Genomic DNA, 12,717 nt, shown 5'->3' on the forward strand with positions numbered 1-12,717 from the left:
GCCGGACACACCGCCCGTCGCCCGGCCTTGCCCTGCCGCTGCCCTTCCACCCCGTGCAAGCCGTACAGTGCGCAGGCACGCCAGGGTCATGGCGCTGCCCGACCGATCAATCCAGCAACTACGAGGGTGTCATGAGCAAGGGGATGGACCAGAAGAAGAGCCAGAAGAAAGAGCCGACCAAGACGCTGAAGGAAAAGCGCGCGGCCAAGCAGGAAAAGAAGGGCAAGTAAGCCGCCCGGCCTGCCAGACGGCAGACGAGGTCAGGCGCAGGCCTGGCCTCGCGTTTTTTAGGCGTGGCGCGTGGCGCTGAGCGTTGGCTTGCGAACCCGGCCTGTCGGATTCTCTCAATCGCTACTGACATGGCCTGCGTAGCGCCCCAACGCGCTGTTGACCGAACAACGGGCCGGCCAGACCGGCTGTGCTAATGTGGGTTTGTGCGGATTTCGGAGCGCGTCATGAGCCGTTTGACCATCGACCTAAGCGATCAGCAGCACCAGAGCCTGAAGGCGCTGGCGGCTTTGCAAGGCAAGACCATCAAGCAATACGCCCTTGAACGCCTGTTCCCTGGCGATATAAACGCTGATCAGGCATGGCATGAGTTGAAAGGCCTGCTTGGGGGGCGTGTCGAGGAAGGCCTTGCCGGCAACGTGTCTACCAAGAGCATCAGCACCATCCTGGATGAAGAATTGGCCGAGGGCCGTCGTGGCTGATGCACGGCTACGTCCTCACCGACGCAGCCGAAGCCGATCTGCGCGGGATCATCCGCTACACCTCGGCACGATGGGGCCAGGCGCAGGTTCGCCGATACATCGCAGACCTGGAACAGGGCATTGCCCATCTCGCAGCAGGAGAATGCACTTTCAAGGATTTGAGTGCGCTGTACCCTGCGTTGCGCATGTCGCATTGCATGCACCATTACGTCTTCTGCCTGCCGCGTGAGCAGGCTCCATCGCTGATCGTGGCGATCCTGCATGAGCGCATGGATCTGATGGTGCGTTTGGCCGGCAGGCTATAGCGCACGATCCACGTAGCGATGGTGTGGCTTTCGACTCAAGCCGCCAGCCGCTTGATCCGCGATGGCAGGTCACCCAGCGCGCGGTGTGCCTGTTCCAGCTCGTAATCAGCTTGCAGCCCAGCCAGAACCGCTCGGTCGTGCCCAACGCTGCGGCAAGACGCACGGCGGTGTCGGCGGTGATACCGCGCTTGCCCAGGACAATCTCGTTGATGCGACGCGGCGGTACATCGGTAGCCCGCGCCAGCGCTTTCTGGCTGATGCCCATCGGCTCGAGGAACTCCTCAAGCAGGATTTCCCCGGGGTGGATGTTGGGTAGGACTGTCATGCACAGATGCCTCGTGCTCAGTGGTAATCGACAATGCCGGGACTGGGTTTATGCATCTCCGGCCTTCTTGCCAGCTGCGCCACTGCCCCGGGCACGTGCCATCTTCTTCAGATCTCGCGTAGCGGCGTCGAAATCGCGCTCGACCGCTGAGGGCTCGGCCAGCTTCTGCTGCTTGTGGCGTGCGAATTCCGCCTTACCAAATTCCAGCGCCTGCTCACGGCTGACCCGGCCCGCGTGAGTGAGGACCTCTCGGTCGCTTAGCCGCAAAAAGTCGTCAAGCTTGGCGATCCAGTCGGCCATGGTCATGGGCTTGCGGTTCAGCGCCTGAAGCTCGGCAAATTCCAGATAGGCAGTGACGATGCGATTCAGTGCGTCCAGCTCGTCAGGATTTAGATAGCTTTTTGCGACCGTGGCGTCGGATGCACGCGGCGTAGCGCTAACCCAGTTGGTCATCCCGCTATGCGGCTTGCCTGCGTCTGCACGCTGCATAATCAGCTCGGCGGCAGTGTGTCCGTGCGCAGCCCAATGCATCTTGTTCTGCACCGTAGCGAAAAAGCGCTGGCTGGCCTCTGCAGAGGCATCGTAGTCGACGCTGGTGGCGTAGATCTCCAGCACCTTGCGCCAGAACATCTTCTCCGAGGAGCGGATGTCGCGAATCTTGCCAAGCAGGTCTTCAAAGTAGCCGTCATCAGGGCCGCGCTTGAGGCGTTCGTCATCGATGGCGAAGCCTTTGACCAGATACTCGGTAAGCCGGGCGGTGGCCCATTGCCGGAACTGCGTACCGCGCGGGGAGCGGACGCGATAGCCGACGGCCAGGATGGCACTCAGATGATAGTGATCCACGGCACGACGAACCTCTCGCGCACCTTCGATTTGAACTATCCGGAGTTTCCGGACAGTTCGTTCAGGATCCAGCTCATTTTCAGCAAAAATGTTTTGCAGGTGCTCGCTGATCGTCTTGACTGTGACCTGATACAGGTCGGCCAGCTGCGCCTGGGTCAACCAAACAGAGTCACCCTCCATCCGTACTTGAATGTGTGTCTGTGCATCCTCGCTGCGATACAGGATCAGCTCGGAAGCAGGGGCATCCTTGTCATCGGTGTTCATGCGGTCTCCAAGCGCGTGATGTCATCAGAATAACGAGCCTTGCAGCGGTGCGACCGGTGCCTCTGGCGAATCCTGTGCGATTTCAGCAGCGGGCCGTATTTGTTCCCCACCCAGCCGCCATGCCAGGCCCGAGATGCGCGCGGCGTGCCGGGCGAGCGCGCTGCGGATGACCGCTTCGCTGCCGGCCAGGTGCAGGGCGCGGCGGGCGCGGGTGATGCCGGTGTAGAGCAGTTCGCGGCTGAGCACGCGGGCGTCGCGGGTGGGCAGTTGCAGCCAGACGGTGTCGAATTCGCTGCCCTGGGCCTTGTGCACGGTCATGGCGAAGGCGCTTTCGTGCGCGGGCAGTGCGGCGGGGTGGAAGCCACGCACCTGGCCGTCGCCGTCGCCTTCGAACCAGGCGACCAAGGGGCCTTGAGCACGGCTGTCGGTGCCTGGGTCACGGCGGTTGGCGGTGCCGCCGGGCTGGCCTGGCGCTGACGAGGGACCTTCGTCGCTGCGCCCCGGGGAGGGACTCGCGTCGCTTCGCAGGCAGATGCCGACGTCGCCGTTGAACAGGCCGTGGCGGTAGCTGTTTTCGGTGATCAGCAGCAGACGGCCCTGGAACCAGGGCGAGGCGCTGCCGAGACGGCGCGCGCCGGAGCCGGTTTCGGCCAGCAGTTGTTCGATACGGGCGTTGAGGCCGCGTGCGCCCTGCGGGCCGGCGCGCACGGCGGTGAGCAGGCGCAGGCGCGCGGCATCGCGCAGGGCAGCGGCCGGGTCGTGCGCGTCGGCCAGCGCGCGCCAGTGCGCGAGCAGTGCGTCGCGGCCCAGGGTGAGCGGGTCTTCGCCGTCTTCGTGGAAGTGCACGCCGGCCAGCTCGCCGCTGCGCAGCAGCGCCAAGGCGGTGTCGGCATCGCCGGCGCGCACGGCGTCGGCCAACGGGGCCAGTGCGAAGTTGTGCGCCTGGCGGTAGCCGCGCAGCAGGTGCACGCGGTGGCCGGCCAGGCCGCCGCTGTGGGTGGCGGCGGGCGTGGTATCGCCGGGCGCGTTGCCGAGCAGCGGTTGCAGCGCCTGTGCATCCTGCGGCTGCAGGGTGTCGCCGGGGCCGGCGGCCTGCAGGATGGCGGCGAGCACGTCGCCGGCTTCCACCGAGGGCAGCTGGTCGGCATCGCCGAGCAGGATCAGCTGGGTGCCGTCGGCCACGGCTTCCACCAGCTTGCACATCAGCGGCAGGTCGACCATGGAGGCTTCGTCGACCACGATCAGGTCGAACGGCAGCGGGTTGTCCGCGTTATGGCGGAAGTTCGGGGAATCGGGAATGACACCGAGCAGACGGTGGAGGGTGCTGGCGCCGGTGGGGAGGAGGGAGTTCCAGGTGGACGGCTGGCCCTCACCCGCCCTTCGGGCACCCTCTCCCGCTTGCGGGAGAGGGGAAACAGCGGGGTTTGCTGGCTCTGGCGTTTGATGGAGAGAGGAAGCGACGGGGTGCGGTGGCTCTGTGGCTTGATGGGGAGGGGAGGCGACGGGATGCGGCGACGGCTTCGCTTGCCCGGGCGCGGCTGCAGCGGGAGTGGGTGCGAGCTGGATGCCGTCGGCGATGGCGCGGGCGACCGCAAAGCGCAGGCTCTCGGCCATGCGCTCGGCGGCGCGGCCGGTGGGCGCGGCCAGGGCGATGCGCGGTGCCGGGGTGTTGGATGCTTGCGCCTGGGCGATGCGCAGCAGCAGCAGGCGGGCGATGGTGGTGGTCTTGCCGGTGCCGGGGCCGCCGGTGACCAGCAGCAGGGTGCGGCGCAGCGCCAGGGCGGCGGCCTGGGCCTGGCGGTCCTGGTGGTGGGATGGGGCCGGCGGGTGCGTGCCGTCTTGGTAGACGGATGGCGCGGGCGGGGCCGTGCCCTCTTGGTGGACAGATGGCTCGGGCAGGCCCGTGCCCTCACCCGCCCTTCGGGCACCCTCTCCCGCAGGCGGGAGAGGGATCGCCGGGTTTGGGAATAGCTGTGCGAATAGCGGGGCCAGCGTGGCGGCGTCGAAGGGCGGCGGCGACTGGGCGGCGATGCGTTGCAGGCCCAGCGCCAGGCGGCGTTCGTACTCGCGGTAGCGGCGCAGGTAGAGCAGGCCGTGTTCCAGGACCAACGGGCAGTCGGCGGCGGCGGGGTCTTCCGGAGCCGGTTGGTCGACCCAGCGCGAGGCGGCCAGGGTGCGTTGCCAGTCGGCGGGGTCCGGCAGTGCGGGCGATGGGCCCTCGCGCGCGTCCAGCAGCATGGCGGCGCGGGCGGGGTCCAGCCCTGCGTGGCCGCTGGTGACGGCCAGCGAGGCGAGCGCGGCGCCGGCCAGGACCTGGGGGTCGGTGTCCGGGGCCAGGCGTTGCAGGCTGTGCGCGAGCGCCAGATCCAGCGGGCGTAGCGCGTCGGCCTTGATCAGCGCGCTGAAGAGGTTTGGCTGGTTCATGGGGTGGACGCCTGCTGGGCGGAGGCGCCTCGGGCGAGTTGTCGATCGGCACGTTTCTGACCCTGCGCGACACCCTCACCCCAACCTCCGCTGCGCATCCCGGCCCGCGCGGCGTGGCGCAGGCACTGCCAGGCACGCGCGCCTTGGCGCGCAAGCGGTGTGTGCTCGCCCCGAGGGGCACGCGGCTTGCGCACAGCGCTGGGCGGGAGTGCGGTTCGTTGGGTCATGGCTCGGATGCATCGGCGGCGGACCTGCCCTCACCCCACCCCCTCTCCCGGGGGGAGAGGGGCGCTTGCCCGTCGGGGGAATGAGGCGCTGCTGCGTTGCTGGACAGGGGCTCGGTGGGATTGCCGGCGAACAGGGCGTCCAGGGCCTGGACCAGGGCCGGGTCGAAGCGCCAGGCGTGGATGCCGGGCGCAACGGAGACGGATGCCGCCTGGATGCCGGGTGCGGGCGTGGCGGACATGGCGTCGCTGGCGACGGCGTCGCGCGCAGGGTCGGAGCCGGAGCCGGAATTGGCTGCGGCATTGCGGGCGCGGTCGGCGCCGGGGTTGGCCTCGGCATCGCGGGCGGGATCGGCGCCAGGGTTGGCCTCGGCGCTGCGGGCAGGCTCGAGGCCGGGGCCTGATGCCGGGTTACGGCTGGCGTCCAGGCCGCGGCAGAACAGGTAGCGCACGCCGCCGAAGTCGCGGGCGTAGTCGTAGCCATCGCCCAGGCGGAAACGCAGCCAGCGGTGCAGCGCGACGGTGTAGATCAGCGCCTGCAACTCGTACTCGCTGTGCGCCATGGCGCGGGCCAGGGCGTCGGCGTCGTAGCTGGGCAGGCGGTTGGACTTGTAGTCGAGCACGTACCAGCGCCCGTCCACGGTGTAGGTGAGGTCGATCAGGCCGGTCATCAGGCCTTCCAGCCGCTGACGCGCGCCGAAGGCCTGGCGCTCGCCGACCACGCCAAACCGGTGCAGCAGTGCCAGCAGTGCCTCGACGCGGGTGGGCCGCATGGCGAAGTGGAATTCCATCTCGTTACGGCGCTGCGGCGCGGGCACGGCGGCCAGGGGGGTGCCTTCGGGCAACATCACGGTGAGGGTGTGGCCGATCAGGGCGGTGAGCATGGCCAGGCCGTCGTCCCATTCCTTCTCGACGTAGCCGCCGCGTTGCAGCGCCTCGAGGATGGCGGCGGCCTGCCCTTCGGGTGCGGGTTGGCCGGGCTGCCACGCCTGCCAGGCGGCAAAGTCGCAGCGCTCGAACACGTCGTGCATTACCACGCCGAAGCGGTTGCCGGCAAAGCGCGGGTCGAAGGCGTCGACCTCGGTGGCCACCGCAATCGCCTCGCTGCCGGCCGGCTCGTCGCTGCCGCCGCTGCCGACCACGGTGGCGCTGGCCATCGGGTCGGTGGCGGCGCCGGCATCGGCGTTGGCCAGCTGGGTGAAGCTGTAGACCCACCAGTCCGGGGCGATATGCCGCTGCGCGGTGCGCGCGGGCGGCACCTGCGCCTCGAGCGGTGGCGGCAGCCGCGGCAGGGTGGCCGGCGGCGTGGACGTGTCCACCACCACCGCACCCTCGCCGGCCGCGCCCTGCAGCGCGTCGAGCGCGCGCAGCATGCCGGACAGTGCGGTGCGCTCGTGCTGGTGGAACGGGCCGCTGGCGATCCACAGCGCGTGCTCGGCACGGGTCAGGCCGACGTAGAGCAGGCGTGCGTCTTCGGCGCGTTGTTCCTGCTTCCAGGCCGCTTCGGCGGCGCTCCAGCTTGGGTCCTCTTTGTCAGTCTTCCAGTGCAGCTGGCGGCCGAGCTCCGGCGCATGCACCACGCAATGGCGGCCAGCCCCCTTGTCGCTGCGGCCGATGCCGATGTACGGCAGGAACACCAGCGGATACTCCAGGCCCTTGCTCTTGTGCAGGGTGACGATCTGCACGCGGCGCGCGTCCGATTCCAGCCGCAGTTGCTGGGCTTCGTCGTTGTCGTCGGCATTGGCGATGCGGCGCGACAACCAGTCGACCAGGCCATGCGGGCCGAGCGCGCGGGCGTCGGCTTCCTGCAGCAGTTCGGCCAGTTGCAGGTAGTTGGTGAGGCGGCGTTCGCCATCGACCAGGGCCAGCAGGCGTTGCCCGTGCGCGGCGCCCAGCTCGCCGATCAGGGCCAGCGGGCCGCCGCGTTGCCAGCGCTCGCGCCAGTCCAGCGCCTGTTGCTGCCAGCGGCGGTGACGCTCGCCGTCGTGTGCGAGCGCGGCGATGGCGGCGGCGTCCGCGCCAATCAGCACGGTGGCCAGGGCGGCGCGCAGGCGGCTGTCGTCACCCGGGTCGAGCAAGGCCTGCAGCAGGGCCAGCAGCTCCAGCGCTTCGTCGGTGGCGAACAGGCTCTGTTTGCCGGCCGCCACCGCGGGGATGCCCACCGCGCCCAGCGCCTGTTGCATGCGCGTGGCCTCGCCGTGGCTGCGCACCAGCACGGCGATATCGCCGGCCTGCACCGGGCGCGCGTTGATGGTGGCGGTGCCGTCGCGGCCACCGGCCAGCCAGCCGCGGATCGCCGCCACGCAGGCGGCGGTGGCCAGCTCGCGGGCGTGGCCGGCGCTCCAGGGTTTGGGCTTGCCTTTCGCAGGCGGCGGCGGTTCCGGCGCACGCCACAGCGTCAGCGCCGGGGCGGCGGCGCCATCGCGTTGCAGGTCGGCATCCGCCCGCTTGGTGCCGGGCTGCACCGGGTGGAAGGCGATGCCGTCGGTGAGGAAGGCGTCGGTATAGCCGGCCTGTGCGTATAGCGCGTCGATGGCCGCCAGCACGCCGGGGCGCGAGCGGAAGTTGTGGCTCAGCGGCGGAGCGAGTTCGGCAGTGACCGCGGCGGCCAGATAAGTGCGCACATCGCCGCCACGGAAGCCGTAAATGGCCTGCTTGGGGTCGCCGATCAGAAACAGCGCCGGCGCCAGGCCGGCCGCGCGCGCGAGCGGGCCTTCGCCGAACACGTTGGAGAAGATCGCCCACTGGCGGTCGTCGGTGTCCTGGAATTCGTCCACCAGCGCGATGGCGTATTGCGCGCGCAGCCGTGTGACCAGGGCGCCGGCCTGCGCGCCTTCCAGCGCGTGCGCAACGCCATCGACCAGGTCGTCGTAGGTCTGCACGCGGCGCTGGCGCTTGAGCAGTGCCAGCCGCGCGATGGCGTCCTCGCGCAGGGCGTGCAGCAGGCGGATGCGGCGACGCGTGCGCCATTGTTCGACACGCGCCAGCGCGGTGAGATAGCCGTCGATCTCGTGGCTCAGCGGCGAGGCCGGGGTGCGCTCGACGAACTTCTTGTTGGTACCGGCGGCCAGGTCCGCGGCGGTCAGCTTGATCAGTTTGGGATGCGGGGCGGTGTTGACCGATGGCGCGGCGGCGAAGCTGTCGAACCAATGCCACAGCGATGCCAGCCACTCCGGTTTGTAGCTGACCTTGCTCAGGATGCCGCCGTCGATGGCGGCCATCAGGGCGTCGAAAAACGCGGTGCCATGCGCCTGGAATGCGGCGGCCAGAGCGGTACTGGTGTCCTGCACGGCCTGCAGCAGCGCAGCGGAATCGTCGTTTGTCGTGGCGGCCGCCGGCAGCAGCGTTGGATGGCGCACCAGTGCGCGCAGATCGCTGGCCAATGCCTCCGGGCCGCCCGACCACAACGCGATCAGGTCTTCGGCCATCGCCGCATCGGCGGCGCGCTGGCGCCACAGGTCGGCGGCGACTTCGCCGAGCAGTTCGCGGTCGTTGGCGAGCAGTTCCGGTGCGGCAAAGGCCTGGCCGCTTTCCAGCGCATGCTCGCGCAGCACGCGCGCGCAGAAGCCATGGATGGTGAACACCGCGGCCAGGTCGATTTCTTCCACCGCCTGTTGCAGGCGGCGGCGCAGGGCGGCCGGTGTCTCGGTGCCGGTGGCCAGATGAGTGGCAAGGATGGCCCGGGTGAGCAGGACATCAGGCGCGTCCTGTAGGAGCGGACCTGGCCGCGACGGGTCGTTGGCGAAGTCGGTCGCGGCCGGGGCCGCTCCTACGGGTGCGTTGGGGACCAGGGTTGCGGCCAGCACCAGGCGCTCGCGGATGCGGCGGCGCAGTTCCTGGGTGGCGGCCTCGGTGAAGGTGACGGCGAGGATCTGGCCGATGCGCAGGCCGCGCTCGACCACCAGCCGGGTGAACAGCGTGGCCAGGGTGAAGGTCTTGCCGGTGCCGGCGCTGGCCTCGATCAGGCGCACGCCATGCAGCGGCAGGTGCAGGTACGGGTCGGTGACCGGGCTGGCGCTCATTCGGCCTCCTCCTGCGCGCCGTGCCAGTGGCGCCAGCTCTCGACCAGGCGCTGCGGATCCAGCATGGCGTCGGCGTTGCCGCGCTCGAGCAGGTCGTACACGCGGTGGCTGGTGGTGGCGAACTCGGCGAAGCGCTGTGCATCGGCGAACGGGTCGCGGCCGCGGTTGACCAGGCGCAGTTCCGGGCTGTGCGATTCGCTCCAGCCGAAGCTGGATTGCCACTGCCCGGCGGCCTCCTTGATGGCCTTGTCCAGGTCGTCGCCGCGCGCGGCCTGGTGATATTTCCAGCTGCTGTAGGGCGCGAAGGCCAGCGGCGCCTGCAGGCCGTGCCGATGCAGCTGCAACAGTGCGGCCAATGCAGTTTGCGCCTGCGCCTGCGACAGCGGTTCGAGGTCGATGGGATGCGGGCCTAAACCGTCTTCGTGTTCGAAGAAGCGCACATACGGCGCGTGCTCGCCGGCAGCGCGCAGCAGCAGCCATTCCAGGCCGTGGCGGATCGCGCTGCGGCCGCTGAGCGCGCCGACCTGCACGCGCCCCACCCCGCTCGCATACCAGCCGGGCACGCGGCCGTGCACCTCGACATCGCCGATCTGCACCTGCAGCCGGTGCGACTGCGCCGGCGCCTCGCCGCGCCATTGCCGGAATGCCTCGGCATACGGGCGCAATTGCGCCACCCGCTCATCGAGCTGGCGTCGCCCCAGCGGCCCGGACGGCAGCAGCGCGCGCGCGCGCAGGCGCTCGTAGAGCCGGCCGGTGTCGCCGGCCAGTGCGGCGTCGAACACATGCTGCTGCAGGCCGTATTGGTCCAGCCCGCGCGTGGGCGCGAGCAGCGGCTCCAGGTCGCTGTCTTCGCTGGCCGGGTCGGGCAACCGCATGCCCAGACGATGGCGCAGGAACTGCCCGGCCGGGTCGGAAAACAGGCGGCGCAGGTCGTCGATCGAGACGCTGCCCGGCACTGCGCTGTCGTCGGCCGGCAACGCACCGGCAACCCACGGCGCGAGCGGCTGGCGCTGGCCGACCAGGCTGTCCACCGACGGTCGCCATTGGCGGCGATAACTGAAACGGCGCGGGTCGGCGCCGTGATCGCCCGGCGCACCGAAGGCGGCGGCGGCGAATGGCTGCAACGGGTGCTCCACCACCAGCGTGGCGATCGCCTGCGGGTCGGCATGGTACTGCGCGGCGCTGCCCAGCAATTCGCTGACCAGCACCGATGGTTCGCGCGCGCTGCCATCGCGCGCATCGGCGCCGAGATAGCTCAGGTAGAACACCTCCTGCGCGGAGGCGAACAACTGCAGAAACAGGAACCGGTCGTCCTCGCGGGTTGAGCGATCGCCATGCCGGCGGCGCTCGGTGCCCAGCTCGGCAGTGAGGCGATTGAGCCCGGCGGCCGGGTCGCGGCGCGGGAAATCGCCATCGTTCATGCCGAGCAGGCAGATCACGCGGAACGGCAGCAGGCGCATCGGCACCATGCGGCCGAAGCTGATGCCGCCGGTAAGCAGCGGCGCGCGCGTGTCCGATTCGCCCAGCACCGCAGCGAAGTGCGCGCGCACCACCTCGGCCGGCACCTTGCCAGCGTAGTCGGCGCGCACCGCATCGCGGGCGAATTGATCGATCAATGTGCGCAGCCGATCCAGCGCGCGCTGCGCGCGCGGTGCCGACGGCGTCTTCGGAATCAGCTCTTCCAGCAAGCCGAGCAGATGCTCGCGCCACTGGACCGGCGTCATCGCTTCGGCAAGTAACGATTGATGGCGTTCGAGCACGCGCAGCAGCTTCAACAAAATATCGAGTGCGGCCAACGCGCTGCCTTCCAGCTGCGGCCAGGGCGCCACGCCCTCGATCTCCTCATCGGCGCCGCTGGCATGGCCGAGCAGCAGCCGGTCCAGCGCGAAGCGCCAGGTGTAGGCGTCGTCACTCGGTGCCTGGTGCTGGCGCCGGTGCGCCGCATCCAGCCCCCAGCGCGCGCCGGCCGCGTGCAGCCAGCCGCGCAGGCGTTCCAGCCCGGCTTCGTCCAGGCCGGCGGCCTCGGCGATCGGCGCGCTGGCCAGCAGGTCGAGAATCTCGTGCAGGCCGAAGCGTGCGATCGGCAGGCCGAGCAAGGTGAGGAACACCTCGGCCAGCGGCTCGCTGGCCAACGGGCTGGCATCGGCCAGCGCGTACGGCAGCGCGTCGTCGTTGCCGTGGCTGCCGAACACCGCGTCCAGGTACGGCACGTACGGGTCGATGTCCGGCGACAGCACCGCGATCTCGCGCGGCTGCAGCGGCGGGTCGAAGCGCGCATCGTCGAGCAGGGCGCGCAGCTGGTCGTGCAGCACCTGCAGCTCGCGCAACCGCGTATGGCAGGCATGCACCTGCAGGCTGGGGTCGTGCAGATTCACCGTCGGTAATGCGGCAGGCACGCCTGGCGCGCGGCGATGGAACAGGTCGCTCTGCATGCGGCGCAGCAGGCTGTCGCCCAGGCCGCCGTCGGCCAGTGCGCGGCGGCCGGACTCCAGCGGGTCGGCGTAGACGGCGATCTCCGCCAGCGGATGCACCACCTCGTAATCGCCGACCAATGCCATGAAGTCGCGCCCGGCCGCACCCCAGGCCTGCAGCAGCGGATTCTCTTGCACCTGATCAGTGAACAGCTGCACCGCGCCGTCTTCGCGGCGACGTTGCCACAGGGTCTGCAGATCGCCCCAGTACCCTTGCGTGGGCGTGGGCAGATAGAAATGCAGCGTGCCCACGCGCGCCTGCGTGGCCAGCACGCGCAGCACGTCGGGCGAAATATTCAGGATGGCAAAGGCGAACAGGCGCCTGGGCAAGCCCTGCGGCAGCGGGCCATCCGGGCGCGCGTAGCGATCCAGGTACTGGCCGATGCGGCGCGCGCGGTATTGCCGGCCGGCGGCAATGCTGCGCCACAGCCGCGCCTGCGGATCATCGGGGTCGGCGCCGCCTTCCCAGCGCAGCAACCAGTCGCGTCGCCAGGCCTGGTACTTCTCGAACACGTTGCCCAGCTCGCCGGCCAATGCCCAGGGCTTGAGCGCATCGCCGTCGGACAGATAACCGGCCAACGGCGCCAATGCCGCATCGCTGCCCAGGTCGGCCTGCAATGCGGCGTACAGCCGCCACTGCGTGGTGGCCATGTCCAGATCGTCGTCGGCCGGGCCGAGATTGCACTCCAGCGCGCGCGCGACGAATTCGCCGGGGGTGAGGAATTCCAGGTTGGCCGCCACGCCGTGCTCGGCCGCCAGCGTGGACTGCAGCCAGCGCCGCATCGCCACCTGCGGGATCAGCACCACCTCCGGCTGCAGCAACGGCTGCTCCGGCACCGGCCGGCGCAGCTCCTGGGCGAGCAAGGCGGCCAGCGTATCCAGCGCATTTGACGGATAGAGGCGGAAATCGGGCGCGGAAGTGGCGTGCATGCGTGCGTGCATTGTGCCGGATGCGGCCGTGCTGCGCTGTTTGCCGAGGATCTGCATGCAGCGATCGGTGCCGCTGCCCAGGGCTGTCCTGTGACATGGGCAACTGCATTGCCGCGCGTGGCGATCGACTGCCGACACGCGGCAGACCTGAGCAAACCCGGCACCGCCACCGGCAGGAAAGCAGACAGGCGGACCAGGC

At 69.7% G+C, this 12,717-nt stretch carries 5 protein-coding genes and 2 pseudogenes; 2 read left to right on the forward strand and 5 right to left on the reverse strand.

Annotated elements, in window-relative coordinates:
- Positions 1-455 precede the first annotated feature (455 nt).
- A complete protein-coding gene (locus EO170_RS17255; protein WP_119129950.1) occupies positions 456-710 on the forward strand; it encodes an antitoxin in 255 nt (84 codons plus the stop codon).
- Complete coding sequence (locus tag EO170_RS17260; protein WP_206514032.1) at positions 710-1,015, forward strand: type II toxin-antitoxin system RelE/ParE family toxin; 306 nt, start codon at positions 710-712, stop codon at positions 1,013-1,015. The genes EO170_RS17255 and EO170_RS17260 overlap by 1 nt, the downstream gene beginning before the upstream one ends.
- Positions 1,016-1,050: 35 nt before the next feature.
- Here EO170_RS17260 and EO170_RS17265 read toward each other — a convergent pair.
- From EO170_RS17265 to recC, 5 genes and pseudogenes are all read right to left on the reverse strand, one after another.
- A pseudogene (locus EO170_RS17265) lies at positions 1,051-1,340 on the reverse strand (HigA family addiction module antitoxin).
- Between the two features lie 48 nt (positions 1,341-1,388).
- Complete coding sequence (locus tag EO170_RS17270; protein ID WP_241239466.1) at positions 1,389-2,447, reverse strand: virulence RhuM family protein; 1,059 nt, start codon at positions 2,445-2,447, stop codon at positions 1,389-1,391.
- 108 nt (positions 2,448-2,555) lie between these two features.
- Positions 2,556-4,871, reverse strand: a pseudogene (gene recD, locus EO170_RS17275) (exodeoxyribonuclease V subunit alpha); the annotation flags it as partial.
- Between the two features lie 223 nt (positions 4,872-5,094).
- Positions 5,095-9,117 carry an exodeoxyribonuclease V subunit beta gene (gene recB, locus EO170_RS17280; RefSeq protein WP_126946875.1) on the reverse strand — a complete coding sequence of 1,341 codons (4,023 nt, stop codon included), beginning with the start codon at positions 9,115-9,117 and terminating at the stop codon, positions 5,095-5,097.
- Positions 9,114-12,518: an exodeoxyribonuclease V subunit gamma gene (recC, locus tag EO170_RS17285; RefSeq protein WP_126946878.1), complete on the reverse strand. Its 3,405-nt coding sequence runs from the start codon at positions 12,516-12,518 to the stop codon at positions 9,114-9,116. Before recC ends, recB begins: the two co-directional genes overlap by 4 nt.
- Positions 12,519-12,717 lie beyond the last annotated feature (199 nt).

It is taken from the genome of Xanthomonas sp. BRIP62409 (genome assembly GCF_003992965.1).
Classification (GTDB): Bacteria; Pseudomonadota; Gammaproteobacteria; order Xanthomonadales; family Xanthomonadaceae; genus Xanthomonas; species Xanthomonas euroxanthea.

What these genes read in the sequence shown, in the direction of transcription:
- EO170_RS17255 (WP_119129950.1), top strand. Translation starts at nt 456, where the DNA reads ATGAGCCGTTTGACCATCGACCTAAGCGATCAGCAGCACCAGAGCCTG.
- EO170_RS17260 (WP_206514032.1), top strand. Translation starts at nt 710, where the DNA reads ATGCACGGCTACGTCCTCACCGACGCAGCCGAAGCCGATCTGCGCGGG.
- EO170_RS17270 (WP_241239466.1), bottom strand. Translation starts at nt 2,447, where the DNA reads ATGAACACCGATGACAAGGATGCCCCTGCTTCCGAGCTGATCCTGTAT.
- recB (WP_126946875.1), bottom strand. Translation starts at nt 9,117, where the DNA reads ATGAGCGCCAGCCCGGTCACCGACCCGTACCTGCACCTGCCGCTGCAT.
- recC (WP_126946878.1), bottom strand. Translation starts at nt 12,518, where the DNA reads ATGCACGCCACTTCCGCGCCCGATTTCCGCCTCTATCCGTCAAATGCG.